The organism is Bradyrhizobium sp. BR 1433 (genome assembly GCF_051547665.1).
Lineage (GTDB): Bacteria > Pseudomonadota > Alphaproteobacteria > Rhizobiales > Xanthobacteraceae > Bradyrhizobium > Bradyrhizobium australafricanum.
In genome coordinates, this window is record NZ_JBPUGG010000001.1 from 3,199,033 (window position 1) to 3,224,950 (window position 25,918).

Annotated in this window: 20 protein-coding genes and 5 pseudogenes; 6 read left to right on the forward strand and 19 right to left on the reverse strand. The window is 61.1% G+C overall.

Annotation, left to right across the window (positions count from 1 at the left end):
- Positions 1-54 precede the first annotated feature (54 nt).
- From ACSKB9_RS15775 to ACSKB9_RS15790, 4 genes are read right to left on the reverse strand one after another with little or no spacing between them, the layout of a single operon-like run.
- The gene (locus tag ACSKB9_RS15775) at positions 55-675 is read right to left on the reverse strand and encodes a sarcosine oxidase subunit gamma (RefSeq protein ID WP_438074163.1); all 621 of its coding nucleotides are present in this window, start codon (positions 673-675) and stop codon (positions 55-57) included.
- The gene (locus tag ACSKB9_RS15780; RefSeq protein WP_438074164.1) at positions 668-3,652 is read right to left on the reverse strand and encodes a sarcosine oxidase subunit alpha family protein; all 2,985 of its coding nucleotides are present in this window, start codon (positions 3,650-3,652) and stop codon (positions 668-670) included. The genes ACSKB9_RS15775 and ACSKB9_RS15780 overlap by 8 nt, the downstream gene beginning before the upstream one ends.
- Entirely contained in the window at positions 3,649-3,924 is a 276-nt protein-coding gene (locus ACSKB9_RS15785) for a sarcosine oxidase subunit delta (RefSeq protein ID WP_438074165.1), read from the reverse strand. Before ACSKB9_RS15785 ends, ACSKB9_RS15780 begins: the two co-directional genes overlap by 4 nt.
- Positions 3,925-3,942: 18 nt before the next feature.
- The gene (locus ACSKB9_RS15790; protein WP_438074166.1) at positions 3,943-5,193 is read right to left on the reverse strand and encodes a sarcosine oxidase subunit beta family protein; all 1,251 of its coding nucleotides are present in this window, start codon (positions 5,191-5,193) and stop codon (positions 3,943-3,945) included.
- Between the two features lie 76 nt (positions 5,194-5,269).
- On the opposite strand from ACSKB9_RS15790, the gene ACSKB9_RS15795 reads away from it, so the two are divergent.
- Complete coding sequence (locus tag ACSKB9_RS15795) at positions 5,270-6,025, forward strand: AraC family transcriptional regulator (protein WP_438074167.1); 756 nt, start codon at positions 5,270-5,272, stop codon at positions 6,023-6,025.
- A gap of 5 nt (positions 6,026-6,030) precedes the next feature.
- A complete protein-coding gene (locus ACSKB9_RS15800) occupies positions 6,031-6,276 on the forward strand; it encodes a helix-turn-helix domain-containing protein (RefSeq protein ID WP_438074168.1) in 246 nt (81 codons plus the stop codon).
- Positions 6,277-6,391: 115 nt separating this feature from the next.
- Here the strand turns inward: ACSKB9_RS15800 and folD are convergent.
- The 9 genes and pseudogenes from folD to ACSKB9_RS15845 form a co-directional block, all read right to left on the reverse strand.
- Positions 6,392-7,259, reverse strand: a pseudogene (gene folD / locus ACSKB9_RS15805) (bifunctional methylenetetrahydrofolate dehydrogenase/methenyltetrahydrofolate cyclohydrolase FolD); the annotation flags it as partial.
- A gap of 700 nt (positions 7,260-7,959) precedes the next feature.
- Positions 7,960-8,739 carry an IS110 family transposase gene (locus tag ACSKB9_RS15810; protein ID WP_438080242.1) on the reverse strand — a complete coding sequence of 260 codons (780 nt, stop codon included), beginning with the start codon at positions 8,737-8,739 and terminating at the stop codon, positions 7,960-7,962.
- Positions 8,709-8,954, reverse strand: a complete 246-nt coding sequence (locus ACSKB9_RS15815; RefSeq protein ID WP_438074169.1) for a hypothetical protein — start codon at positions 8,952-8,954, stop codon at positions 8,709-8,711. The genes ACSKB9_RS15810 and ACSKB9_RS15815 overlap by 31 nt, the downstream gene beginning before the upstream one ends.
- A 474-nt stretch (positions 8,955-9,428) precedes the next feature.
- Positions 9,429-10,190, reverse strand: coding sequence for a hypothetical protein (locus ACSKB9_RS15820; protein WP_438074170.1), 762 nt, complete (start codon positions 10,188-10,190; stop codon positions 9,429-9,431).
- Between the two features lie 89 nt (positions 10,191-10,279).
- The gene (locus ACSKB9_RS15825; RefSeq protein ID WP_438074171.1) at positions 10,280-11,449 is read right to left on the reverse strand and encodes an NAD(P)/FAD-dependent oxidoreductase; all 1,170 of its coding nucleotides are present in this window, start codon (positions 11,447-11,449) and stop codon (positions 10,280-10,282) included.
- A gap of 82 nt (positions 11,450-11,531) precedes the next feature.
- Positions 11,532-12,929, reverse strand: coding sequence for an FAD-dependent oxidoreductase (locus ACSKB9_RS15830; RefSeq protein ID WP_438074172.1), 1,398 nt, complete (start codon positions 12,927-12,929; stop codon positions 11,532-11,534).
- Positions 12,930-13,003: 74 nt separating this feature from the next.
- Positions 13,004-14,638, reverse strand: a complete 1,635-nt coding sequence (locus tag ACSKB9_RS15835) for a class I adenylate-forming enzyme family protein (RefSeq protein ID WP_438074173.1) — start codon at positions 14,636-14,638, stop codon at positions 13,004-13,006.
- Between the two features lie 572 nt (positions 14,639-15,210).
- Positions 15,211-16,074, reverse strand: coding sequence for a MaoC/PaaZ C-terminal domain-containing protein (locus tag ACSKB9_RS15840; RefSeq protein WP_438074174.1), 864 nt, complete (start codon positions 16,072-16,074; stop codon positions 15,211-15,213).
- 105 nt (positions 16,075-16,179) lie between these two features.
- Positions 16,180-17,220, reverse strand: coding sequence for an ABC transporter substrate-binding protein (locus ACSKB9_RS15845; protein WP_438074175.1), 1,041 nt, complete (start codon positions 17,218-17,220; stop codon positions 16,180-16,182).
- A gap of 421 nt (positions 17,221-17,641) precedes the next feature.
- Between ACSKB9_RS15845 and ACSKB9_RS15850 the strand changes: the two genes are divergently transcribed.
- Positions 17,642-18,256 carry a hypothetical protein gene (locus ACSKB9_RS15850; RefSeq protein ID WP_438074176.1) on the forward strand — a complete coding sequence of 205 codons (615 nt, stop codon included), beginning with the start codon at positions 17,642-17,644 and terminating at the stop codon, positions 18,254-18,256.
- A gap of 171 nt (positions 18,257-18,427) precedes the next feature.
- On the opposite strand, the gene ACSKB9_RS15855 is transcribed toward ACSKB9_RS15850, so the two are convergent.
- Both ACSKB9_RS15855 and ACSKB9_RS15860 read right to left on the reverse strand, forming a co-directional pair.
- Positions 18,428-19,018, reverse strand: coding sequence for a transposase (locus ACSKB9_RS15855; RefSeq protein WP_438074177.1), 591 nt, complete (start codon positions 19,016-19,018; stop codon positions 18,428-18,430).
- Between the two features lie 285 nt (positions 19,019-19,303).
- Positions 19,304-20,801: pseudogene (locus tag ACSKB9_RS15860) on the reverse strand (ISNCY family transposase).
- Positions 20,802-20,884: 83 nt separating this feature from the next.
- Between ACSKB9_RS15860 and ACSKB9_RS15865 the strand changes: the two are divergent.
- Positions 20,885-21,019, forward strand: a complete 135-nt coding sequence (locus ACSKB9_RS15865) for a hypothetical protein (RefSeq protein WP_438074178.1) — start codon at positions 20,885-20,887, stop codon at positions 21,017-21,019.
- 29 nt (positions 21,020-21,048) lie between these two features.
- On the opposite strand, the pseudogene ACSKB9_RS15870 reads toward ACSKB9_RS15865, so the two are convergent.
- The 4 genes and pseudogenes from ACSKB9_RS15870 to ACSKB9_RS15885 form a co-directional block, all read right to left on the reverse strand.
- Positions 21,049-21,588: pseudogene (locus tag ACSKB9_RS15870) on the reverse strand (integrase core domain-containing protein); the annotation flags it as partial.
- A 91-nt stretch (positions 21,589-21,679) separates the two neighbouring features.
- Positions 21,680-22,333 (reverse strand): IS21-like element helper ATPase IstB, encoded by a 654-nt coding sequence (istB, locus tag ACSKB9_RS15875; protein ID WP_438074179.1) that lies wholly within the window; start codon positions 22,331-22,333, stop codon positions 21,680-21,682.
- A 169-nt stretch (positions 22,334-22,502) separates the two neighbouring features.
- The gene (locus ACSKB9_RS15880) at positions 22,503-23,261 is read right to left on the reverse strand and encodes a tyrosine-type recombinase/integrase (RefSeq protein ID WP_438074180.1); all 759 of its coding nucleotides are present in this window, start codon (positions 23,259-23,261) and stop codon (positions 22,503-22,505) included.
- Positions 23,258-24,496, reverse strand: a complete 1,239-nt coding sequence (locus tag ACSKB9_RS15885; protein WP_438074181.1) for a tyrosine-type recombinase/integrase — start codon at positions 24,494-24,496, stop codon at positions 23,258-23,260. The genes ACSKB9_RS15880 and ACSKB9_RS15885 overlap by 4 nt, the downstream gene beginning before the upstream one ends.
- Positions 24,497-24,676: 180 nt before the next feature.
- Between ACSKB9_RS15885 and tnpB the strand changes: the two are divergent.
- Both tnpB and ACSKB9_RS15895 read left to right on the forward strand, forming a co-directional pair.
- Positions 24,677-24,901: pseudogene (gene tnpB / locus ACSKB9_RS15890) on the forward strand (IS66 family insertion sequence element accessory protein TnpB); the annotation flags it as partial.
- Between the two features lie 46 nt (positions 24,902-24,947).
- A pseudogene (locus ACSKB9_RS15895) lies at positions 24,948-25,788 on the forward strand (IS66 family transposase); the annotation flags it as partial.
- Positions 25,789-25,918: the final 130 nt, after the last annotated feature.

A 25,918-nucleotide genomic window follows, 5' to 3' on the forward strand; every position in this document is an offset into this window, starting at 1 on the left:
CCCGTAAGCTGAGTTGAGGAAATGTGGAGGTGGATCAAGCAACACGCATGGTAGTCAACTTCGGCCAATATTAACGCGGCAGCCGAACTCGGCAGCCGAAGCCGCAAACCAGGACCAAAAGCTCCCGGCCATGCTGCGCGGCACAAGGATTTCAAAGACGGCACCGTCCGGTCCGTCCCCGGTCCGCCACAGCTGCACACCAATATGCGCAAAGCTCGTCAGCGCGGTCGCGCCGACCGGGAAGACCGCAGAGTGAAGATCGACCATCGAGCCCTTCGCGAGAGCTTCTCGTACTCGCGCACCCGAGGCGCGCAGCACCGCGCGGGCGTGGCTCTGGTCGCTGACAGCAGCATGATTCGAAAATGAAGCGAGTAGATCAGAAAAACCAGCGCGTTGTCGCGCGATGAGCAGCCATTGATCCGGCCCTGCCCAGGCCACACCATGTGTGCTCGACAGCGCTACAGATGACGTTCGCGGCAGATCGAGGCAAGTCAGCCGCTTGATCGCACGCGCCAAGTGGGTTGACCCGGCTGACGCGATCAACGTCGCAAAGCCCAAGCTTTCCAAGGTCAATACGGTGACACCGGGCTTGCCAGTTGCTCCGATCTGGCCAGCCTTGGTAATACCGGCCCAAGCGCCACAGGGACGCCAAACAGAAGTCGCTTGCTCAGCCATGCAGACGGACACCTTCGGGGTCAAGAAAAACTGGTGAGCAAATCTCGACTTCAATGTCAGCATTGCGGACCGGATCGACGGCGCGGATGTACTCGCCGATGCGGCGAGGCCCGTTCTTAAGAAGGCCCAGACCGATCCAGTGCTTCAGAGTCGGCGAATAGGCGGCGGAGCTCATGTAGCCCTCATTGTTCTCCGTGTTTGCGGGACGGCCGATGCCGATGAAGTGTGAGCCCGCACGCAGGCGTTCGGCCGGATTGACAGGCCGGAAACCCACGAGGGTCGGCCGATCGGGTTCAACCAGAGCTTCCCGCTTCGCCATGAGCCGGCCGACGAAGTCCTTTTTGGACGACATCATCCTGCCGAGGCCAAGATCACGCGCCGTGGTTTGACCATTGAGCTCGTTGCCCGCGACATGCCCTTTCTCGATGCGCATGACACCAAGCGCTTCGGTACCGTAGGGCGTGACGCCGTGCGGCTCGCCCACCGCCATCAACGCGCGCATCATCGCGTCACCGTAGTCCGCCGGAACCGCGAGCTCGTAGGCCAACTCGCCCGAAAATGAAATCCGGAACAGCCGCGCCGGGATGCCTCCACCTACCGTGATTTCACGCGCAGCAAGGTATGCGAAGGTGTCGTTCGAAATGTCGTGTTCAGGGTCAACCACACCACGCAGTACCTCGCGTGATTTCGGCCCGGCGATCGCCGCCTGCGCCCATTGTTCGGAGACCGAGACCATCCGCACGTCGAGCTCCGGCCAAAGCGCCTGATGACAGAATTCGAGATGCTGCATCACCTTGCCAGCATTGGCCGTCGTGGTGGTCATCAGGTAGTGATTTTCACCGAGGCGGGAGGTAGTGCCGTCGTCCATGGCGAATCCGTCCTCGCGCAGTATCAATCCGTACCGCGCCCTGCCGACCGGGAGCATCTTCCAGCCATTGATGTAGACGCGCTCCAAGAACTCGGCTGAGTCAGTGCCCTGAATGTCGATTTTTCCGAGCGTCGAGACGTCGCAGATGCCGACGCGGCTACGTACGGCAAGCACCTCGCGGTTGACCGTTGTCAGCCAGTCCTTTTCGCCGGACTTCGGATAATATTGCGCCCGCAGCCATTGGCCCGTCGCGACGAAGACCGCCGCTTGCTCGCACGACCACTGATGTGTCGGCGACAGACGTACCGGACGGAAATCATTGCCGCGGTGGTGCCCAGCGAGTGCACCGATTGCCACCGGAGTGTAGGGCGGGCGGAAACTCGTGGTACCAGTCTCGGAAATCGCCCTGCCCGTCTGGGCCGCCATGATAGCAAGGCCGGCGATATTAGAGGTCTTGCCCTGGTCAGTCGCCATGCCGAGCGTCGTGTAGCGCTTGAGATGTTCAACGGAGCGGTAGCCTTCGCGCGCCGCGAGCTCGACATCCTTAACCGTGACGTCGTTCTGCAAATCGACGAAGGCTTCACCACTGCCACCTGTCACGCGCCAGATCGGCTTTAGCACGTTGGTCTCCGGGTCGGTAACTGGAACGGGCTCAGCCGCTGCCGGCGCAAATCCGGCCTCGATCGCCACCTCGCGGCCGAGCCGCGCGCCGTCTTGCAACGCCTCGGCAAGCGTGAAACGGCCAGCGGCACCGCCCGCTACAGCGAGACCTTGAGGCAACGTTCCGGGCACGAAGGCTTGGATCGCCTCGTTCCAAACGGGATTGCCGTTCTGGTGGGACGTGAGGTGAAGCGTCGGGTTCCAGCCGTTAGAGACTGCGAGCAGATCACAGGTCAGCGTCGCACCTTTGCCGAAGGCGTCACGGACGGTTAGACCACGCAAGTCATGGCCGCCCCGAGTCGCCTCGACAACGCTGCCTGCAAATAATCGCGCGCCGACACGCTTGGCGAGCGCTTTGAACGCAGGATCGATCTCGCTGCGGGAATCGACAATTGCTGTCAGGCGGGAGCCTGCCGCCACGAGGTCGCGCACGGTCGCCCAGCCGTTGTCGCCCGTCGTGAAGACAACAGCCTCGTGGCCAGGCAGAACGCCAAATCGGTTGACGTACGCACGCACGGCGCCGGCGAGCATGATGCCTGGCCGGTCGTTACCGGGGAAGACGATCGGGCGTTCGAGCGCACCTGACGCGAGTATCGCGCGCTTCGCGTAGATTCGCCAGCCCCGCTGGCGCGGCTGATGCCTTGGCGGCACAGCGACATGGTCGTTGACACGCTCAACCGCGCCAAAAGTGCCGTGATCGTAGAGCCCAAAGACGCTCGTGCGCGGCATGATGCGCACTTCGGAAAGGCTGGCGAGCTCGGCCAGAGTAGCGGCGAGCCAATCGGCGGCGGGGTGTCCATCTATCTCGCGCCTCTCGGCGAGCAGACGCCCGCCGAGCCGAAAATCCTCATCGCAGAGGATGACGCGCGCACCGCTGCGGCCTGCCGTGAGAGCCGCGGACAGGCCTGCCGGTCCGCCACCAATGACCAGAATGTCGCAGAAGGCAAAGGCCTTCTCGTAGTGGTCGGGGTCCTCGAGGCCGGCGGCCCGTCCGAGTCCCGCGGCGCGGCGAATCAGCGGCTCGTAGACCTTCTCCCAGAACGCTGCAGGCCACATGAATGTCTTGTAGTAGAAGCCGGCGACCAAAGCCGGCGCAGCGAGACCATTTACCGACAGCAAATCAAAAGCAAGCGAGGGCCAGCGGTTCTGGCTCGTTGCGTCAAGGCCGTCGAACAGCTCGACAACCGTCGCTCGCGTATTCGGCTCGCGCCGCGCACCTGTGCGCAGTTCGACGAGCGCGTTAGGTTCCTCGGGGCCGGCCGAGAGAACGCCGCGCCGGCGGTGATACTTGAACGAACGACCGATGAGGCGCACGCCGTTGGCGAGCAGCGCCGAGGCTAACGTGTCGCCGGTATGTCCCTCATAGCTCTTGCCGTCAAAACGGAAACAGAGCGACCGGGCGCGATCGATCAGACCGCCGCTGGTGAGACGGAAGGGCTGAGTGCTCATGCCGCCGCTCCCGCCCTGCAATTCTTTGCCAGCACCACCGAGTCGATCGTATGGGTCAGCGTATCACGGCGCACAACAAGCCAAGCACGACAGCCGGCGCCGTGATACCAGAACTCCTTATGAAGACCGCGCGGGTTTTCGCGCAGATAAACGTAGTCAAACATCGCAGCTTCCGTTGCAGAGAGGCCATTGGGGCGCCGCGGGCTTGCATCGCCCAGATAGGTAAATTCTTGGACGTCACGTACACCGCAATAGGGACAAGGAATGCGCATTAGCTGTGCTCAACGGGATCAGTGCAGATTCGGCTGGGCGCCTACGGCCTTTTCATCGATAAGGCGACCGGTGGCAAAGCGGTCGAGCCTGTAGGCAGCCGCGACAGGATGCGGCTCGTCCTTGGCTATCAGATGGGCGAAGCAGAAGCCGGAGGCCGGCGTCGCCTTGAAGCCGCCGTAGCACCAGCCGGCATTGAGATAAAGCCCTTGAATGGGCGTGTGATCGATGATCGGCGAGCCGTCCATCGACATGTCCATGATGCCGCCCCAGTGACGCAGCAATCGCACTCGGGCCAAGCCGGGCCAAAGGCCCATCGCCGCCTCCATCACATCCTCGATCACCGGTAGGTTGCCGCGCTGGGCGTAGGAATTGTAGCCATCAACGTCGCCACCGAAGACCAGGCTGCCCTTGTCGGACTGGCTGATGTAGAAATGGCCCGCGCCGAAGATCAACACGCAGTCGATCAGGGGCTTTAGCCCCTCGGAAACGAATGCCTGCAGCACATGGCTCTCAATCGGTAGCCGGATTCCAGCCATTGCGGCGAGACGCGAGGAGCTGCCTGCGACAGCGAGCGCGACCTTTCTCGCTTTGATCGGACCACGCGTGGTCTCGACGCCGGTGATACGGCCGTCCACGATAGCGATACCGGTCACCTCGCAGTTCTGAACGATGTCGACGCCGCGGCGGTCGACGGCCCGGGCATAGCCCCAAGCAACGGCATCATGGCGGGCTGTGCCGCCGCGCCTCTGTAACAGCCCGCCCTGAATGGGGAAGCGAGCCGTCTCGTAATCGAGGAAGGGCAGCATGGCGCGTGCCTGCTCGACGTCGATGATTTCGGCATCGACGCCGGCGAGCCTCATCGCGTTGCCGCGCCGCACAAAGGCGTCGCGCTGAGCGTCCGAATGAAAGAGGTTGAGCACCCCGCGCTGGCTAACCATTGCGTTATAGTTCAGCTCCTGCTCCAGCCCCTCCCAGGACTTCATCGACAATTCGTAGAAAGGAATGTTGCCGGGCAGGAGATAGTTCGAGCGGATGATCGTCGTGTTACGGCCGACATTGCCGGAGCCGATATAGCCTTTCTCGATCACCGCTACGTTGTTGATGCCGAACCGGCTGGCAAGATAGTAAGCTGTTGCAAGACCATGACCGCCGCCGCCGATGATCAGGACGTCGTACGCGGGCTTGGGCGCGGCGTCGCGCCAGGCCGGCCGCCAGCCACTGTGGCCCTTTAGGGCTTGGGCAATGAGGGAGAGGATGGAATAACGCATTGGCGGGTCTGAAGGTCGGTAGCTGCGCAGAAATCCTGCTTGTCTGACGCAGATTGAACGGCTTAGTTTCGCCGGCATGATTGCTAGCGACCTCCGATCGTCTGGAAACGACAGCTTTGCCAAACCGACGGCACATATCGGCTTTCTGCTCATCCCTGAGTTCCCGATGTTGTCCTATGTGTCGGTGATAGAGCCGCTGCGCGCGGCGAATCGTCTGTCCGGCCGCCCGCTCTACCGCTGGAGCCACATTTCGATCGATGGAGAACCAGCCGCAGCCTCCAATGGAGTGCGAATTCAAACGGAATTTTGTGTCGGGACGGACGCATATTTCGACTATGTTTTTGTTTGCGCTGGTGGCAACCCTGCCCTGTTCAAACATGCTCCGACCTTCTCTTGGCTGAGGCAACTTGCGCGGCGCGGTGTCAAAATAGGTGGCGTATCAGGCGGACCTTACATTCTCGCCCGCGCAAACGTCCTCACCGGCTATCGCTTCACAATTCACTGGGAGCATGCGCCGGCCTTCGTCGAGGATTACCCCGAACTCGATCTACGACGCTCTCTTTATGAAATCGACCGCGATCGATTGACATCGAGCGGCGGCGCCGCGCCACTCGACATGATGCATGCCGTCATTGCTCGCGAGCACGGTAGCACGTTGGCGATGGCTGTTAGCGAGTGGTTCCTGCAGTCGCATGTTCGTGAAGGAACTGGTCCCCAGCGGATGCCGTTGCGGGAACGTCTCGGTATCGCGAATGCACCCCTCCTCCGCGTGATCAGCCGGATGGAGCAAACCGTGGAAAATCCGCTGTCGCGGAAGAATTGGCGCGACTAGCCAACGTGTCGCTGCGGCACCTCGAACGGCTCTTCCGCCAGCACCTCGGTTGCTCGTTGGGCGAACATTATCTTTCATTGAGGCTCGACCGCGCGCGCGACTTGGTTCGGCAGACCAGCCTTTCGGTACTTGAGATCGCGCTGGCCTGTGGCTTTAAGAGTGCGAGCCATTTTTCTCGCACCTACCGCGCGCGCTTCGGTCAAGCGCCACGAGCAGAGCGACTGCGCGAAACGCCCGCTAAACGGCGGTGACGCGCAGGTCCTTTTAATAGGTTACCCGCTCCAGACCAACCGGCATGAGCTTGCTCTCGGAGGCTGAGCTCGATGATGGCCAAATGTGGCGGGCGTCGGGATTCACCGCCAGCGATAACCCTCGGCGAGAAACTGCCGCATCAATGGTGTTGGCGAGCAGGTAGGCGACGGTCATGGGGCCAACTCCGCCGGGTACCGGGGTTACGTAGCTCGCGCGCTTGCTCGCTTCGGCGAACGCGACGTCTCCTACAAGTTTGGTAGTGCCGGTCGAATCGATCGTACGATTGATGCCTACATCAACGACAATCCCGCCCGACTTGAGCCAATCGCCTCGGACCAGCTCAGCATAGCCGGCAGCCGCGACGACAATGTCGGCCCTTCGGCAGAGGTCCGGCAGGTTGCGCGTCTGGAGCTGCGCACCCGTCACGGTACATCCGGCATCGCCGAGCAGAACCGCCAGAGGCTTTCCAACGATATTCGAGCGCCCGATAACGACAACGTCGAGTCCATCTAAATCACTCACTGCGGTTTTGATCAGATGGACGAACTCCAAGCGGAGTACAGGGGACGAGAGCAGGCCGCCGTACCGCCAGTCGTCCAACATTGTAAGGATGAAAGCCGTCCACATCCTTGGCCGGATCGATAGCCTCCAGCACGCGCCAATGGTCGATGTGCTCAGGGAGCGGAAGCTGGACAAGGATGCCATCGATCGAATGATCAGCGCTGAGTTGTTCGATCAACCGCAGAAGTTCTCCTTCGCCAACATTCTTGGGCAGTAGAAATTGTTGAGACTTCAATCCAATCCCCTGCGCCTGCCTTGCTTTCATCTTCACGTAAACCGAACTGGCCGGATCCTCGCCGACTAGCACGACAGCCAAGCCAAGAGTGACGTTGTACTTGGCTCGGAGTAGCGCTACATCGCGCGCAACGCGATCCGTAAGGGCCTCGGCGATGGCCTTTCCATCAATTAGGATAGCATTCATGATTGATTCCTGAGGATTTCCGTCGAGTGGTTCGATGAGCTCTCGCCGATGCGCGGACGGCCAACGGTCTTGCCAATATTCTGATCGTGACGGCTATATTGCGAATTACAGGTGCTCCAACGATTTCCGGTCAGGCCGTGCGGCGCCCAGTATTGATTGAAGAATCCCAGCGACTGATATCTGCATGATCGCGCGGCGCCAAAATGCACTACTCTTCGAATAAATGGGTCTCCCGAATAAGAAGCTCCCTTCGGCGCAGTCAGTCGACTGTGGTGCTGAGGTCTGGTCACCTGATCCCTCACATGGACAAGCCAGTACCGACACAGCCCACAACGACGCCAAGTCGTCCAACAATTTCTTGGACACGAGATCGACGAGCAATCGCAAACCTTGTCTGCCGGTGGAGTTTGCATCCAAGATTAGTGGACATGGGGCTACGCTCGCCTGACGGTATACGCCGTTAACATGACCACATGCGACATGAGACCGCCGCTGACAGCGCCCCATGGCGACAGGCATTTCCGTTTGTTCGTCCGGGGCTGCCTCGATCTGCCAGCGGGCATCGACAATGTCGGCCACACAATTGGTTCGAGGGTTCCTCAACCGGGGCCCTGCCCCCAGCGATGCGCAACAATGGTGTCGCTCCTGAGAGTTTTCCTGTGTTGAAGTGGAAGGAAGCGTGGCTAATTCGCGCAAGCGATCAGGTTGCGCCGTGCGGCTCCGCCTCTTGGCCGATCGCCCAAAGGAAGGCGGCCATTTCCCGGGCGATGGCCACGGTGACGACTGCCTGGCGTTTGCCACGTGCCATCAGCTTGCGATAGCGAGCGCAGAGTCTGACATGGGCTTTCCAGGCGATGTCGCACACCGCTTTCGTCAGGCCGGCCTGCCGCTCCTGCAGTAGGCGGCTCATCCGGGCGGGGAAGCGGTAGGTCCAGGCGCCCTCAATGAGCACGCGGCGCGCCCGGCCATTACCAGCTTTGGTGATGCTGGCGCGCCGGATGCGTTCTCCCGTGAAGTTTTCGCAGGGCACCAGGCCGAGATACGCCATCAGTTGGCGCGGGCTGTCGAAGCGGCGCACGTCGCCGATTTCGGTGACGAAAGTGACCGCGGTAAGGAATGCGGCGCCGTGTAGCGCTTGGTAGGCGGCGACCACTGGAGCCATGGACCATGAACTCACCGCCTCGGCAACCTGCTCGTCCAGACGCTTGAGCCGGATCTCGGCGGCCTCGATCGCTTGGCGATACTCGGCCAGCACGAGATACTGCACCGCTGCTCGATGCGTTGCTCGCACAGCCATCGTGTATGCGCCTTGGTCCACGCTTGACGGCCGGTGACGCAGCGGGAAGGACTGCAAGTGACGGGCCCGCCGCAGATCTTCCATCGGGGCTTCTCGGGCACGTACCAGTTCTCGCACCGCCTCGTGCTCCGGATCCGGTACCCAGACCGCGGTCAGCTCTCCTGCACGATGCAGCTTGGCCAGGTCAGCGCATCACGGCGGTTGGTCTTAACTCGTTCTCCAGGCCGCTTCGGGATCAGTGATGGTGCAACCACGATGCAGTCGTGGCCAAGCCGTGTGATCTGACGATGGAGACCGTAGCCGGTCGGGCCGGCTTCGTAGCAAAAGGCGAGGTCCCGGTGCCTTTTGGCGAGCTTCGCTATCAGTCGCTCAACCGCATCAGGCGCACTGTCGATCACGCCCTCGTGCAAGCCCCCAAATCAATTGAGGTCGTCGCCGAGCTGCCACGCGACACCATAGGCACGTCGCTCAAGAAGGAATTAAGAGGGCTATACCGGCGAGGAAGAGAGCCGCGCGCATGAGTGACTTTCCGGATCTTGGCGGCCATGGATTGTCTTCGTGACCAAGCGGGCCAAGGAGCTGGTCGTTTCTACTTTCGAAATCGATACTAAGACCGGTACGGGGACGGCGACGCCGACACGGCCATTCCGTTGGGCACGCCCGATCAAGGCGATGCGGTGGCGGCGCCACCGCAGGCTCATAGGAAATCGACCGGGAGCAAGGAACTCAGCTCGTGCAATCGTTAGCCGAGGATTGCCAGCAGCATCTAGACACCATGACACGTCTTACACCGAGCGAATGCTTAGAGTTACGTGGCCTCGCTGTTCTCGAAGCCGCGTCAGAAGCCTTCCCATTACACATGCCCGTAGAAGTCACGGTGAACGGCGACTGAATAGGCATATTCCAGCAGTGTCGACCAACTGAACAGGGGAATGCCGATTTCCCGCTGGACCGCCCGCGCGAAGGGCGGGAAGCCAGTGCATTCCAGCACCATCGCGCCCATGTTCGGATGAACCGACGCAAAATCCCGGGCCACCTTGACAAAGTCGCGCTCGGCCAGGTCGTAGTCGGCAGTCGGGATCCGATCCGGCTTCTTCTTCCAGAGGCTTTCGAATTGCGGCGTCTTCCCATGGTCCCCCGCTCCATGGACGACATAATTCGTTCCCAGATCGAACTCCGACCGAGGCCAGATGTCGGTCGTGCAACTGCCTTTCGACCGCAACGAGGATGCCAACGACGCGGTCCGACCCGATCACCATCTGCGCCAGTGGCACCTGTAAGAGGCTCGACGCGAAGACAGGCACCTTGACCGCGCTTGCGATTTCCTTTTGGAACCATGCGAAGTAGCCGCATTCTGCAGCGATGGCGCGGCAGCCTATTCGCTCGAGCTTGCGTGCCGCGTTCAGCACCGGCTCCAGAAGGTCCGTCTTGTCCTTGCCGCCGAGTAGATTCTTGACGTCTACCCCTTCGGCGATCTCGTATTGGATCGGGAATGGATAGGCGCTGGCATTTCGCACGTCGCCGGGAAATCCCGGATAAACCTGATCAAGCAGAATGATCCCGAGACCCATACCATAGCAGGTGTGATTGCTGCGGGCATAGATGCGCTTGATCGCAGGGTCGTGTGTCGGCATGGGGTCGTTCCTTTTACATGTGCGACTTCCGGTCGCCTTAATGAGTGCGATGGCACGGGGCTTTTCAGTTGCGTGGAAATTCCGCCGCGTCAATTCCCTCCACATTCCGGGCCGGATGAGAACCAGCCGCGGCGTTCGCGCCAGTCCGGCTCAAGTCTTGCGAAACGATCCAGCTTAAGCTTATCAAGATTTGCGAACGAGCACACGCCGTCGACGACGAGATCCCGGATCGCGCGGCCGCTGGCGGGTGAGAGGCCGAAGCCGAAACTCGACATCGTGGCGAGAACGACATTACTAGGATGCTCGAGCCGATGGAGGATCGGTCGCAGATCCGGCGTGACTTCGACGATGCCGGACCAACTACGGATCATACGAACATGGCCGGCTTTCGGGAACAGCTCGCAGAGGCGTTTCGCAATGTTACAGATAAGGGGCGTAGACGGCTGAGCCATGCGGATAGCCCCGTCGCCAGCGTCGATCCATTCATGTGATCCGCCACCGTATATGAGATTGCCGCGCAACGTCTGACGGCCAAAAAGGCCGTTGCCGTCAACGCCACCCCGGGCCATCAGCGTGTCAAGAGGCTCGGTGGCAATCATTTCTGCGCGTGATGTGCTGAGCGGCACGTTGATGCCGAGCTTCGTCATCAGGCCCGCGGTCTGGGGGCCGGCGGCGGCCACAACGACGTCCGCGTGAAAGCGCCCGCGGTCCGTATGCACCTCTGCCACCCGACCACCGGTACTGGTGAAATCCAGCACCCGCGTGTGCTGCAGGATGCGACCGCCGAGATCCTGCAAAGCCCAAGCGTAGGCTTGCACGGTGCGCTGCGGATTTGCATGACCGCCGACGTGAACTAGCCACGCGCCACGCACGTTGTCGCCCACGAACGGCACTGCTTCGCGCAGGCATTTGCCATCAAGGTCAGTCACGCCGTAGCCTTTGCGGCGAATCTTGTCCACGCTCAATTGATAGATTTCGTGTTGGCGTTCATTGAGGGCTAGGATGATGCGTTCGCGCTGATACTCGGTCGGGTAGCCGAGAAGGTCGTCCATCTGCGGCCACAACCGCTGCTCCTCATGGAACAGCGGGCTCCCAAAATGGGTCGCCCCGCCGCCATTCCGGCCGGATGCCTCCCAGCCAACGATGCCCTTGTCAAGCACCAGCACCTCGATGCCGTCGCGTGCCAGCCACCAGCCAGCGCTCAAACCCGTGACGCCGCCTCCGATGATCACTACCGATGCGCCCTTGTTCGAGGTCATCGCCAAGCCTTTCCGTCAAAAATGTACGTTGAGCCCGAAACCCAAGTCGTGATCGAAGACCTCGTGGCCGATACCAATCTCGTCATAAATATGCAGGCATGCCGACCCATGTTTCCCAGCTCTCGCGCGTCTTGAAAGTTTCGTCGATCGTCGCCAGGACGTTCAGCGGCAGCGGCCTGACAGGCGCGCGATAACCGGCAAGGGGAATCTCGCCAGGCGTCACACCGGCCACCAGAGCGAGCTTCAGCGCGACCTGTTCGCGGCAGCGACGTGCCTGGCAGGCGCCCATGCTGACCCTGGTCAACCGCTTCATCTGATCGTGATTGAGCGGGCCGTCGCCCAGCATCGTCGCAAGGCTGCGGTTCTCGATCTTTTGTGGGCAGGGACCGAGATAGCGCGGCGGCTTCACGCCCGCAAGCTCGGCCCGTGTGACCTCTTCGCAGAGGCAGATCTTCACATCGCCGCCGCCCGTCTTCTCGAGCGCCTGCATCCAGTCGATGCGATAGGCGTCGCCGCCGTCATCGACCCCCGCGGCGTCGCCGACGACATATGCGCCGGGAAGGCTGGCCTGGCCGTTTTCGTCCAGTACCGGAACATGGCCTCCGCGTTGGCTCGACGCCACCAACTTGCAGCCGAGCACGTCGACCAGCTCGATGTTAGGCACAAGGCCGATGGCTAGGCAGACTGTGTCGCAGGCGATAACGCGTTCGGCCCCATTGTCGAGATCAACGAGGATCGCTTCAGTGACGCCGGCAACACCACCCCGTGCCTCGACAATAACGTCCGAGGTCAGGATCTGCACACCTCGCCGGGTGAGTTCAGCGACAAGCTCAGGCGGCCCTTGAGGTTCGTCGCGCACCTCGACGATGGCAGCAATATCAAGCCCGCGATCCCGTGCCGCCAGCGCCGTCGTGAGCGCCAGCGCACCTGAACCCAACACGACGAGGCGATGTCCGTCGAACGCGTCGTAGCGGGAAAGGAGCGCGTTCATCGCATTCGCTCCCATCACGCCGGGCAGCTCGGCGCCCCGGAAGGACAGGACAAGGTCGCGCGCGCCGGTCGCGATGACGATCCGGTCGAAACGCAGCAGCCAGGCGCGTGTTTCGTCGGCCAGCCCCGCGATCCGCCCGGGCAGCGACTGGACACCCGGTCCATTGACGAACGCGCCCCACACATAGGTGCCGAGCAGGACCTCAACTCCGGCCTCGAAGGCTGCCTCGATGCCGGGGTTGGATTTCAGAAGCTGCTCGACCATGCGCTCCTTTTGCTGCACCGCTGTGGTCATGCGCTGGCCGTAAAAGAGCGGCACGTCCATACCCATCAGTGCAGCGCTTATCGGATTTTCGTCGACCAGCGTAACCTTGGCCCCACTTCGCGCGCCATCAAGCGCGGCAGCGATTCCGGCCGGTCCGGCACCGACCACGAGAAGGTCAGCGGAGGCCGTAATCTCGGGATATTGAATGACGCTGCTGTTGCTCATGATGGTCCTCTAGAGTGCTTGAACTGTTGAAGTGGCTACTGCGCGCGTGTGCGATCTGAGCTGAGCCACGGGCTTCAGCGCCAGCGCCCCTCCTCGCTGTCGTAGGTGCCGGACAACGGATCGCTTACGGCCATCAGCTCACGTTTGAGCACTTTATTGCTGGTCACGGTTCTCGGAAGCGCCGAAGTGAAGGCGATGTAACGCGGCACCTTGAACACGGCAAGGCGCGCACGTGCATGCTGCAGGATGCGCTCCACGGGGAGATCGTCTCGCCTGACACCTTCCTTCAACTCCACGTAGATCTTGACCTCCTCGCCGCGCTTGGCATCGCGAACGGGTACGGCGGCAACATCCGCGATCTCTGCGATCTCGCGGATAACCGCCTCCACCTCGCGCGCAGCAATGTTCTCGCTCGAACGCCGGATCATGTCCTTCTTGCGTCCCACCAGCCAATGGAAGCCGAGTTCGTCGCGGCGCATCAGGTCGCCCGTCTTGAACCATTCGCGTTCGAAGAATTCGGCATTCGCGTCCGGCTTGTTCCAATAGCCCTTAAATATCGCACGCCCCCTCACCCATAACTCGCCGACTTTGCCGATCGGCGTAGGGCTGCCGTCCTCATTGACCAACCGCAGCTCCCGAAACGGCGCGCGAAGTCCGTGCGAACCGGCGTCGTCGATGTCGAGACGACATTGTGTGCCTTGTCCGATTTCCGTCATCCCGTAAAAATTGTGACCGCGCACGCCGAACCGCTCGCGGATTCGGCGTATGGTGTCAGCACTCCAGCCGTCGTACTGCGAGGCCTGCCTCAGACAACTCGGTATATCGTCGGCGGCTTGCGCTATCAGCCTAGGCAACGCACACCACTCGATGCGGTACATCTTGAGCCAATCGATGAAACGCGACGAGCTGAGTTGCTGAGCCACATATAGCGTACCGCCTTGCCGATACGACCTCAAAAGCAGAACTTGCGCATAGCCATAGAAAAACGGCGACCAACACAGGTATCTCTCGTACGGCTGATAGTCTAAGTAGGCAAATGCGTACGAGAACACGCCCCAATAGTCGTGCGTCAACATGCAGCCCTTCGGAAAGCCCGTTGTGCCCGAGGTGTATTGGATGTTCAGGAGGTCGTCGGGGCGCACATCCTCGTCTACCGGCGAGTCGTCGACACCCTTGAGCAAGGAATCGAGGGTCGCGGCTGTTGCGTCGGAAGGCTGTCCGACAAGAATCACTCGCTCCTTGGCGAGATCTCGCGGCCAAGGGTCCATCGCGGAGAACGCGGACCATGCGGACTCGTCCACGATAGCGAATTTGGCCTGGGTATCGCTGAGAATGTATTCGATCTCCCTGGCCGTGTAACGCATGTTGATCGGGACGATCGCCGCCCCGAGCTTTGCAAACGCGAACCACAGGATCGGGAATTCGATACGATTGGGCAGCATCACACCGATGCGATCGCCCTTGCGTACTCCGAATGTGCGCAGCGCATGTGCATAGCTGTTGGACCTACGGTCCATCTCGATGTAGGTCGCACGCTCGCCACGCTCGAAGATGTCGATCGCCGTTGCGGAGCCGTGCGTTCGCGCCCGCAGGGAAACCAGCTGTCCAACCGTGACGGTCTCATATGCGGACTCAAGCGCATCGAGACTGCACAAGGCCTGTGCTACGCGATCCTGCAGCTGGTTTGGTATCGATTGTGTGGCGGTCATTGTAAGAAAACCTTAGGCTCAGGGGACAGAGATACGTCGGCCGACGAGGACAACGTTTACCATTGGCTCGGCGACTTCAGGAGTCGCCGACGATGGCCGGTAATGCGGCCGCATTGGAAACAGCCCCCGCTCACGAAGCGACATTGAGCCAAGCGCCCCCCAGACCGCGATCTGGGATGGGCAGTCTTGCTTCTTTGCCGCTTCAGGCGGCTCTAGCGCGCGAAGTACGGCCTTCACTGATCCAAGAGCTCGCTTGGGTTGCCGATCACCAGAGCCAGCGGCGCGAAGCCGTTGACCGCAGCGACTACCGGTTCGCCCAAGTAGGCCACAGGAGCGGCAAAGCTCGCGGTGGCTGTTTCAGCGCGGAGTAGCTCATCATAGCCAGGCGGCTTTCGACGCCCTTGCCGATGCAAAAGCCCCTGCCCGTGCCCGCGATGAGGATCGCGCGGATGGCGTCGTCGTGCGCCACGCGCAGTGTTTCGCCGTCGGAAGTAGCGAATTGAGTTTCTCCGAGTGGTTGAAGCATCGCGACGCCGTCGCTCTCGCCGACGTCGAACTGGCCGGATATGTGCCTAGTCCTCATATTCCAGCAAACCGTTGTTGAGCACCACAATGTCGCGTCCAGTGACGCGGCAACGGAACGAGGCACGGCCCGGCGAGTCGCGCCAGATCTCCGTGCGGATGGTTTCCCCAGGATACACGGGTGCTGAAAAGCGCGCAGCCATCTTGCGTATGCGGGCAGGCTCGTAGGCGCAGATGCCCTTAAGCAGCGCATGACCTGCCACGCCGAAAGTGCAAAGGCCATGGAGGATCGGACGGTCGAAGCCCGCACTGCGCGCGACTTCCGGGTCCACGTGCAGCTGAGCGTAGTCGCCATTGATCCGATACAGCAGCGCCGATTGCGGTAGAGTGGGCAGGTCGCAGGACGTGTCCGGTTCGCGCTGAGGAATGGCGTGCGGTGCAGGCGCGGCGCGCGGCGGTCCTCCGAAGCCCCCGTCGGCGCGGCAGAAGGTGGAGGACACGAGGGTACACAGCTTGCGGCCACTGGCGGCATCCGTGAGCGTGCGGCGCTGGTAGACGAGCGCCCCCTTGCTGGCGCCCTTGTCCACGACCTCTTCAACCCATGTCCGACCGACCACGTGCCCGGCCGGCGCGAGCGGTTCGTGGATTTCGATGCTCTGCTCGCCGTGCAGCCCCTGCTGCCACGTCACACCCGTTGCGGGATCCTGCAGCCAGAAGCCGGGATAGCCGAGAACCGTTCCCATCGTCGGCAAAGCCTGCAGCCGCTCTTCGTAGACGAAGCGCAGCTGCTGCGTGTCGACCGGGTCCGAGCCGAGCCCAACGCCGAGCGCATACAGCATCGAGTCCTTTTGCGTATACCGCGATTCGACGACCGGAATCTTCCAGTCCTTCAGACGTTGGTAATCGATAGCCATCCAGCCTCATTCTATACGAGTCACAAGATTCTTAGGTGGGCAAGTCGCCCCATACCGGCCTACGCCACACGATCCCGGGACAAGCGGAAGGTAGACGCGAGCACCCTACGTTAGGATCCACTCCTTGAAACGCTTGTCGAGCTCAACGTAATGATCAGCCCAGTACTCATTGTCGAGGAACACGTTCTTCGGATTATCGAGATCGGGCATCCAGCGCCTCGCCTGCTCCTCCATAAGCTGCTCGACACCTTTTGTTACGGACGGAACACCAAGCTTGTTGGCCAACGACGCCTGCTGAGCCGGCCTAGTGACGAATTCAAGGAACCGCATCGCGGCTTCCTTCCGCTTACTGCCCCTCAACACGTTGAAGTAAGCCGTCCCGCTGATACACTGGCCAAAGGAAAAATCGATCGAAGCGCCCGCCGCCTTCGCGGCCTTAACCCGGTTCGTACCCGCGTAAGTGTAGTCAGCCTCGTTCGTCTGAATGAGCGTCACCGCTTGAGCGGTTTCGGCGTACCACTTCGTGACGTACAACTTGATCCGATCCAAGGCTCTGAAAGCGCGATCCACATCAAGCGGATACAAGCCACTCGGCGCAACACCATCCGCAAGCAAAGCAAGCTCCAACACGTCACTGGCGTGATAAGAAGGAAGGGCGCGACGTCCAGGAAAATTCTTGACGTCCCAGAGCTGGGAAAAATCGTCCGCCGGACGCTTCGTTCGATTTGGGTCATATGCAATACCACTCGTGAAGATATAAACGGGCACCGCAAAAGGAGGTTGCTTCACAACGAAGCGGGCGGAATCAACTATTTTAGGATCGACCGCCTCCCAAAAGCCTTCCTTCGCGCCGGCATAGACGGATGGACCAGTCAACTCGACCACATCCCATTCAACGTTGTTAGTTGTAACTTGGGCTTTCACCCTCGCCAGATCTGGACCAATGACATACTCTACAGAGATTCCGGTTTCTGCCGTGAAGGGCCTGATCCAAAATTCCTTAAAGAAATCACCCGCGCTCCCACCCCAGCCCACGTACGTAATTGTTGTGGCAGCTTGAGCTCGAGGAGGCACGACGAAGGGAGCACTCATAGAGAAGACCGCACCAAGATTCAGCGCGCCCATTAAAACATCTCGGCGTTTCATACGACTCCCCGACAGATGCAACACGATGCATCATAATGCGATATATCGAAGATGAAGCACACCACCGCACAAAGACTTAAACGATTTTATGCTCTAATGTCATTCCATACCGGAATAATCTAATCGATCCTCTTGCCTCAAAGTGTCTGGAGCACGCCGATTGCACTCGTCTCGGCCGCGCGTCACTAGAGTGGGATCGATCTAGTTTGAATTGGTTGAGGATTCTCAAATCGGGAAGGCTTCTAATTCGACATGCTGGCTGGGAAGGAGGCCAGCGCGGATGGGAGGCCCCTATTCGGACGACCTTCGCGAACGGGTGGTGGCGGGCTGTCATCAAAGGCGGCTGTCGCGTATCAGGGCGGCGCAATAAACGGCGATCAACTGGGTACAGCGCGGCTATAGGCCAAAGAAGAATGTGCGAATGGCTGATCCAACGATCGCCAATCTGGTCGTCGGGCTTGACGCTGCCGATCTCGTGGAAGCGTGCCGGATTTACCTTACGTGGGCTTGTGATCAAGGCCGCTGGGCTTGGCCTCAAGGTCGACTACCGCACGATGTGAAGTTCGTCCACGCCGAGAAGCTCAGTTACAAAAAAGACGCTGATTGCCGCCGAACAGGACCGTCCCGACGTCGCCGTCGACAGGCGCAATGGATCAAGTATCGGGACCGGATTGATCCCGCCCGCCCGATGTTCATTGATGAGACCTGGACCAAGACCAACATGGCGCCGTTGCGGGGCTGGTCACCACGCGGTCAACGCATCAAAGCCAAGGGTGCCGCTTGGCCGATCGCAGACCATGACCTTCATGGCCGCCTTGCGCCACGATCGCATCACGCCCCGCGGTTAATTGAGGGACCGATCAACGGCGAAGCCTTCCTTCTCTATATCGAGAAGGTTCTGGTCCCAACCTTGCGGTACGGCGACATCGTAATCATGGACATCTGTGGACGCCTCCGTGGCAGCGAGCTGAATCTTTGGACCAAATGGCTCGCATATCGGGTGCTGACCCCTGTCCGGCCGTCGCTGCGGCCATGATATGCCGCTAGCCCGTATGGGAGTTCGCGATCGGATCCAAACAATCTCGCACGCTCGAAGCGCTTGTCCATGGCTTGGTTTACTCGACCTAGTCTCACGACGGTTGCGCTATACTCTCCTTGCGACTTCAGCCTGCTCCACGCCACCTCACGACCCTGATGGTTTACGCCGTCACGGTCCGAGCTCGGTAAGACCCCGCCATAGGCGAGCGGTGCCCACACCGTCCGGGGCCATTTTGTTGGCGAGTGCGACCCGCACCGGCATTGGCGGTTTGCGCGACATCATGCCGACCAGCCATGTTCCCGTCGCGGTGCCCATGCGTAATGCCCAGCTAGCGACCACGTTCGCTCCGATGATGGGCAGACGCCGCAACGTCTGTTCGCCTATTCGGGAAGTTCGGCCCAACCGCTCTTTGCCGCCGCTCGATCGCTGCACCGGCGTGAGTCCAAGCCAAGCGGCGAAAATCACGGCTCGCCGAAAGATGGTCGCCGACGGAGCCAGCGCAATTAGGGCTGTGGCGGTAATCGCTCCGATCCCAGGAATGGTCATTAATCGCCGCGCAGTCGAATCGTCCTTCGCGCGGCGGACGATCTCAGCGTCGAGCTTTACCACCCGTTCGCCGAGGGCACGCAGTTGGGCGATGAGTACATCGAGCACGAGGCACGCAGGCTTCAGCAAAGTGACGGTCGGATCGTCGACCATAGCGACTAGCTTGTCGACGTGCATCGGTCCTTGCGCGACTACGATCTCAAACTCGGTCACGTGCCCACGAAGTGCATTGATCAGCTGGGTGTGCTGTCGGACGAATGAATCGTAGGTGCGGAAACACCAGCGCGGAGGGCATGTGCCGCCTCGCTCTTTACCGGCACGAACCTCATTATAGCGCGACAATCACGATGAGAGCGCGTATTGCCTCACATATCGATGCTCCCGGGTGCGGTCGGTTGCCTCATTTATTTTGCTCCCGGCTTGGGTTGAGGAGGAGGCCGGGTGCGGAGATGGCCGGGGTTTCGGAGCGCCCGGCCTCCTCCGCTGGCACCTGGCACATCATTGGGGTGTTGTGACCTCATACCCCGGCGGCGTTTTCTCCGTAGGAACGAACAGTAACGCATTCGCTTGCTCGCTGCGCCAGGATTTAAGTCGACGTTGAAGCGTTCGAAGAAGCTTGTTCGGATAGGCTCCACCGAGAGAGCAGTTCGCTGCCAGTCCGCCAGGGCTCGACCTCAAACCATTTTCGCAAATCTGGCGTTGCCCTGATGAGCGGGTCGGGACGGCGCCGGCCTCTTTTCGCTTTCACGATTGGCCGATCCGTCGGTCGCATAGCTCCGTCCTTCCAGGCGTTTCGTAGGCTTGCCAGAAAGAGATCGATCGATTGCGTTGCCGCAGCAGGATGGGCGATTTGCTGTGTATCCGCGAGCGCCGCGAGGCCTTCCTGCGCGCCGCGGATATCGCGCAACAACGCGACCGGGTCGAGAGCGGCATAGATTTCTTGGAGTTGGGCGCGAACCGCGTCGGGCGTGCGGGCGTCGGCGGCTAAGCGCTGGTGTGGTGTTGCCGGCGCGCTGTATGTCTTGCGCACACGCGCACCGTCGCGCTGCTTGGCTATCAATTTGAACGAGGGTTGGAAGAAGTTCACGAACAGCCGCGCCGATCGGTAGAGTTCAGCCAGCAGTGTAGCCGCCTCCAGGCCCTCGAACCGACGATAGCCGATCATCCTGCGCACGACCGCGCCGTTCTTCTGCTCGACGAACGCCTGGTCGTTCTTGCGGTAGGGCCGGCAACGCGTGAAGACGATGTTGCCCGCATCGCAGTAGGCCTTCAGCGTCTCGTTCATAAATACGGTGTCGTTGTCCGTATCGAGGCCGAGCAGCGCAAAAGGCAATTGTTTGCGCAATTCCGTCAACACCGTACTCAACAGCGTCTGTTCGCGCACGATCAGAGGGGCGCACTCCGTCCAGCCGGTAGCAATGTCGGTGAGCACGAGGGTCTGGATGAAGCTGCCGCGCGCCGATGGACCGCTATGCGCTACAAGGTCGGCCTCGGCGAATCCCGGCGCCGGATCATTCCAATCTGCCAACGTCCTTATTGGAACACTGCGACGCAATGAGTGCGCCGCGTGCCGCCGGCGCTTGCGACCTAATTCTTCTCGGACCCGCACCAATGCGCGGTCGATCGTCGCAGCGCTCATCGCCAAAAGTTTGTCGCGGATCTCGGGGGCTAGGTCGAGGTGGCCGTGCCGTTCCATCGCCTCAATCAGCGCAGGCATTAACGCCTTTAGCCGCTTCCCGCAGATCCGGTCTGACGCCTCCCAAAGGAGCACGAGCGCGTTGTATTCTGCCTCATTATAGACTCGACGTCGCGCCCGTCGGCCTTGGCGTGCGTCTTCCTGACCTCGAAGTAGTCGCATCGCATGCTTGCGATGGAATCCGGTGATGTCGACGAACTCGTCCAGTATCCGCGCCTTCTTCGCGCGATCCGAACGCCGATAGCGCGCGCCTGCTGCCGCCGTCAGTTCCTTCCGCGTTGCCATGCTTAGCCACCCCATCTTCGCCCCCGCTCGTTCCCGATCCAAGGTAGCAATTTACGTGAGGCAACGGCTCAGCATCCGGTAACAATTAGGGCGAGGCAATGCAGAGTCTCACCCTGATCGCCGCCGCGCACCTCATGGTCGGACGCTCCGCCGCTTCGCAGATCGCCTCCACATCGGCCATGTCGTTCTTCTGCCGCTTCACAAACGGCTTCACATATGCCGGTGCGATCTGACCTGCCCCTGAATTTTCATCCAGCGGCAGTTAGAGTCTGGGGGGTTGTACGCCTTGCGGCGCGGTGGAAGCAACGGGCGATCGGCGGAGCTGGTCGGGGTTGCGCAGCCGAGCGTCCGTTGCGGTGAGAGAGGCGGCGTAGGCCGCGGGCGTGAGGTATTGCAGCGAGGAATGGGGGCGTTCGCCATTGTAGTCGGCGACCCATGCCGCGAGTTTGGCCCTGGTGTCGTCGAGACCGAAGAACAGCGTCTCATTGAGGAGCTCGTCGCGCATCCGGCCGTTAAAGCTCTCGACGAAGCCGTTCTGCATCGGTTTGCCCGGTGCGATGAAGTGCCAGTCGATGCCGGTTTCCTTGCACCAGGCGAGCATGGCGTTGCAGGTGAGCTCGGTGCCGTTGTCGGAGACGATCAGGCCGGGTTTGCCGCGGCGGGCGACAATCATCGTCAGTTCCCGCGCCACACGCCGGCCCGAGATCGATGTGTCAGGAATGGCGCCCAGACATTCCTTGGTGACATCGTCGACGATGTTGAGGATGCGGAAGCGCCGTCCATTTGCGTATTTCGCAAAAACGGGACAGCGGTTTCGCTAACTGACGGACAGCAGTTTCGCTAAATCGCGGACAGCGTGGCGGCGCTGGCTTTTGGTTGCCTGGTTGTTGAAGTCAGTTGGTATTCGTTTCGCTGTTTTCGACGTCGGTCAAGGGGCGCGCGGCTTTTTTCCTTCGCATGCTGTCGCCTTCGAGGGCGATACGGTGGGAGTTGTGGATGATCCGGTCGAGGATAGCATCTGCGATGGTTGGCTCGCCGATCATGTCGTGCCATTGGGCAACGGGCAGCTGAGCGGTAATCAAGGTCGATTTGCGCCTGTAGCGCTCTTCGAAGATTTCGAGAAGATCAAGGCGCTGCTGGTCATTGAGGGTGTGGGTGCCCCAATCGTCGAGGATGAGCAACTGGACACGTGCAAGCTTATCGATGAGGCGCGGGAAGCGACCATCGAGACGGGCCATGGCGAGGTCTTCGAACAGGCGCGGCATACGCAAATAAAGGACGGAATGATCGAGCCTGGCCGCCTGGCGTCCGAAGGCACATGCCAACCAGGTTTTGCCAGTCCCGCTCAGGCCGGTGATGATGAAGTTCTCATGGGCTTTCAGCCAGGCGCCTTGCGCCAGCTGCAGGGTGTTGCCCCGGTCAAGGCCGCGGCGGGACGCGAAGTCAACGTCTTCGATACAGGCGTCGACGAAGCGCAGCTTGGCTGCGGTCAACCGGCGACGAAAGTACGACTCCAGGAGCGGCGCCAGCAGGAGGTGTTCGTTCATGCCGCGCCTCCGTCGAGGAAGGCGCGCTCAGCCGCGATGGCGAGGAGATCCGACGAGCCGGTGAGGTAGTAGGCTGTGTCGCTATAGTTGGCGTGGCCGAGGTAGGTGGCGAGTAAGGGCAGCAGCGCTTGGACGTCTGCGCGCTGTTGGTGCCACAGCCCGAGCCTGGTCACCGCGAACCGGTGCCGGAGATGTGCGGTCGCAGAGGCTTGCCATTGTCAAGACCCGCGAGCTTGCGGGCCTTAGCGAAGTTGCTTTGCAGGCCGGTCGCCGACAGACGGCAGCCTCGCGAGCTGAGGAAGAAGGCCTCGCCTTTGGGCCTGGGAAACACGGTGTCGCGCTCACGGACGTATCGACGAAGGGCTGCCTGGGTCGTTGGGTGAACAGGAATCAGGCGGTCTTTACGGAACTTGGTTTTACGGACGAGGACGACCCCGTTGGTCAGATCGACGTCGCCGCGATCAAGGCTGACCACTTCGCCCGATCGTAATCCCGTGCTGGCCAACAATCCGATTAGCGTCGCCATCGTGCGGCCCCTGAGAGGGTTCCCTGGCGAAATGAAGCTGCATGCGTCGATAAGCGACGTCGGCTCAGCCTCACTTAGGATGCGCGGCGGCGGAATCGCCCTGGACCGCGGGAAAGCTTTGCGCTCCAAGACCTCGGTCTGGGGGTCGTAGACGACCAGGTACTCGTAGAATCGGCGGAGCACGCCGTGACGGACCGCGCGGCTGTCGGCGGCGCCACCGAACGACAGGACGAAGTCCAGCGCCATCGTCCGGGTGGCGGGCGCACCCAGCTGAGATCGCTCGACGTAGCGAACGAAAGCCCGCAGCGTGCCGGCTTGCTTGTTGAAGGCGTAGCCGAGGGAGCGGCGCAGCTCGATGTAGCGCTCGACCTTGTCGTCGAGGAATGCGGCGAAGGCGGTCATGCGGCGCCTCCCGGAAAGGGGAGCGCGACCTCAGCGAGCTGCGAGGCCGCGACCTTCACGTACAGCGCCGTTGTGTCGATGCTTCGGTGCCCTAGAAGATCGGCGACCTCGTTGATCGGCCTTCGTCGCCCCACGAGCTGGGTGGCTAGACTGTGGCGCAGGAGATGTGCGCCTCCGGCGCGACCGAGCTCGATCCCACCATGCTGCAATCGCTTCCGCACGATCCTCGAAACAGACGACGCGTACTTGAATGATCCCACGGGCGGCGTGAAGGACAGGAACAGATGCTGACTATCGACCTTCGGTCGAGCCCGCAGGATGTAGTCGGCGAGCGCGGCGCCGGTCTCCTCGATGAGCGGGGCCACTCGGTCACGCTTGCCCTTGGTGCGCCGGACAAAAACCTCGCCAGCTCGCCAGCCGATATCCCGGAGCTGAAGAGCGCGTAGCTCGCCGTTGCGAATGCCTGTGGTGGCGAGCAACAACAGGACAGCTCGATCGCGAAGGTCGATCGGCGTCGCCTTGCCGATCGCATCGATGGCGCGGCGAACATCATCCCACGAAAGCCGGGGCGGTAAATGGGCCAGTCGCCAATATGGCGTTCTTGGAACGATGGGAGCCAGATCCTGCTCGTGGTGGCCACCCCAATGCAGAAAGTGGAGAAACGTTCGGATGTGAGAGATCGCCGCCGTGCGAGTGCCGGAGGTCGCCGAGAGCGACAGCCGATACTCGACAGCGGCAAGGACATGCTCTGCCGTCAACGCCTCGAGGCCTTGGCCAGGATGGCGATGGCGGAGCCAATCCAGAAAGCGCCGTGCGCCCAAGAGAACGCCATCGCGGGACCTTGGCTCAAGGCCTCGTACCCTGCTCAGATAGTCAGAAAAGGAGCGCAAAAGCGGAGCGTCCGGATCATCGACTACAATGGACGTCGAAGCAATAAATCGGTCGGGCGCCACCCGTCGCGCGTGTTGGAGCGCAGACACTGCCGCAATCCGCGGTAAGTCCGTGGTGAATGTGCATAGATAGCTATCGACGATAGCTTCGCCGATCGGCCGTGAACCGCAATGTGCTGCAGCAAAACGGCCGAACCGCGCGATCCGGCTCAGATAAAGCTTAGCGGATGCTTGCTTGTAACCGAGCGAGAAAAAGTGCCCCGCGATGCGATCCATCTCGGCGCCGAGCGCCCCGTCACGAAGGCGTTTAAGCACCCCACGGTACGAAAAATAGAACTCGAGCATTGTGCCCCTCCGGCGTTACGACGCAGGGGGATCCCGCGTCCGCACGAGGGGCACAAAATATTATGTGGCGGAGGAATCCAGCCGTGGCCGGCCCTGGCTGGCGTTAGGGCGCCTCGGCCACATAATCTCGTCCGACACATAAGTGCGGTTATGTTGCACGCAACATAACCGTTCAGCGGTCATCTGTTCGTCTTCCGCGGCCGCCGCAGCGATCTTGTGAAGGCGATCTGGCACGATGGCCAGGGAGCCTGCTTGTTCACAAAAAGACTCGAGAGAGGAAAGTTCATCTGGCCATCGGTTGCCGTTGAATCGGTAACGATCTCTCCGGCGCAGTTGAGCTATCTGCTGTCCGAGATCGATTGGCGCAACCCTCAAGAAACCCAACGTCCGACGCGGGTCGGATAGCTGTTTTACGGTTTGAATCTGCGGCTCGATCTGATTCAATGGCTTCATGATATCGAAGCCGGACGATCTTCCATCGGACCTTGAGTGCCCTGGCGGCGCTGCAGGCCGAGCGTGAGGCGCGGCTGCGAGCCGAGGCGGTGGCTGCCAGTGCTCTGGCGGAGCTGTCGGACAACGAGGCGCGGATCGCGCATCTCGAGCTGCGAATCGAGAAGCTCAAACGCGAGCTGCACGGGCAGCGCTCCGAGCGCACGGTACGGCTGCTCGAGCAGTTGGAGCTGGAGCTGGAAGAGCTTGTTACCACAGCGAGCGAGGATGAGCTTGCCGCACAGGCCGCAGCGGCGAAGACGCAGAACGTCCGCCCCTTCATGCGCAAGCGGCCGGTACGCAAACCATGGCCGGACGACATCGAACGCGAGCGCGTGGTCATTGAGGCTCCGGTGACCTGCGCCTGCTGCGGTGGATCGCAACTGGCGAAGGTCGGCGAGGATGTGACCAAGACGCTGGAGGAGATCCCGCGCCGCTTCAAGGTCATCGAGACGGTACGCGAGAAGTTCACCTGCCGCGATTGCGAGACGATCAGTCAGCCGCCTGCGCCGTTCCATGCCACGCCGCGCGGCTTCATCGGTCCACAATTGCTGGCGACCATCCTGTTCGACAAGTTCGGCATGCATATCCCGCTCAACCGCCAGAGTGTGCGCTTCAAGAGCGAGGGGATCGACCTGCCATTGTCGACGCTGGCCGACCAGGTCGGCCACGGGACCTTCGCCGTCATGCCGCTCTTCCACCTCATCGAACGCCATGTGCTCGCTGCCGAGCGCCTGCATGGCGATGACACCACCATCCGTATCCTGGCCAAGGGCAAGTGCACGGCTGGGCGGATCTGGACGGTCCCCGCTTTGCAAGGCCATTTGCTTTATTCCGGCTAACGATCGTTTGCAGCTATCTATCCGGCTTTATGGCAATGCCACGAGCCTTGATGAGATCCGCGGATCGGCGCCCAATTATGTTGGCGAGCTC

Coding starts and splice junctions, on each gene's coding strand:
- ACSKB9_RS15775 (WP_438074163.1), bottom strand. CDS start 675: ATGGCTGAGCAAGCGACTTCTGTTTGGCGTCCCTGTGGCGCTTGGGCC.
- ACSKB9_RS15780 (WP_438074164.1), bottom strand. CDS start 3,652: ATGAGCACTCAGCCCTTCCGTCTCACCAGCGGCGGTCTGATCGATCGC.
- ACSKB9_RS15785 (WP_438074165.1), bottom strand. CDS start 3,924: ATGCGCATTCCTTGTCCCTATTGCGGTGTACGTGACGTCCAAGAATTT.
- ACSKB9_RS15790 (WP_438074166.1), bottom strand. CDS start 5,193: ATGCGTTATTCCATCCTCTCCCTCATTGCCCAAGCCCTAAAGGGCCAC.
- ACSKB9_RS15795 (WP_438074167.1), top strand. CDS start 5,270: ATGATTGCTAGCGACCTCCGATCGTCTGGAAACGACAGCTTTGCCAAA.
- ACSKB9_RS15820 (WP_438074170.1), bottom strand. CDS start 10,190: ATGCCGACACACGACCCTGCGATCAAGCGCATCTATGCCCGCAGCAAT.
- ACSKB9_RS15825 (WP_438074171.1), bottom strand. CDS start 11,449: ATGACCTCGAACAAGGGCGCATCGGTAGTGATCATCGGAGGCGGCGTC.
- ACSKB9_RS15830 (WP_438074172.1), bottom strand. CDS start 12,929: ATGAGCAACAGCAGCGTCATTCAATATCCCGAGATTACGGCCTCCGCT.
- ACSKB9_RS15835 (WP_438074173.1), bottom strand. CDS start 14,638: ATGACCGCCACACAATCGATACCAAACCAGCTGCAGGATCGCGTAGCA.
- ACSKB9_RS15840 (WP_438074174.1), bottom strand. CDS start 16,074: ATGGCTATCGATTACCAACGTCTGAAGGACTGGAAGATTCCGGTCGTC.
- ACSKB9_RS15845 (WP_438074175.1), bottom strand. CDS start 17,220: ATGAAACGCCGAGATGTTTTAATGGGCGCGCTGAATCTTGGTGCGGTC.
- ACSKB9_RS15850 (WP_438074176.1), top strand. CDS start 17,642: ATGGCTGATCCAACGATCGCCAATCTGGTCGTCGGGCTTGACGCTGCC.
- ACSKB9_RS15865 (WP_438074178.1), top strand. CDS start 20,885: ATGCAGAGTCTCACCCTGATCGCCGCCGCGCACCTCATGGTCGGACGC.
- istB (WP_438074179.1), bottom strand. CDS start 22,333: ATGAACGAACACCTCCTGCTGGCGCCGCTCCTGGAGTCGTACTTTCGT.
- ACSKB9_RS15880 (WP_438074180.1), bottom strand. CDS start 23,261: ATGACCGCCTTCGCCGCATTCCTCGACGACAAGGTCGAGCGCTACATC.
- ACSKB9_RS15885 (WP_438074181.1), bottom strand. CDS start 24,496: ATGCTCGAGTTCTATTTTTCGTACCGTGGGGTGCTTAAACGCCTTCGT.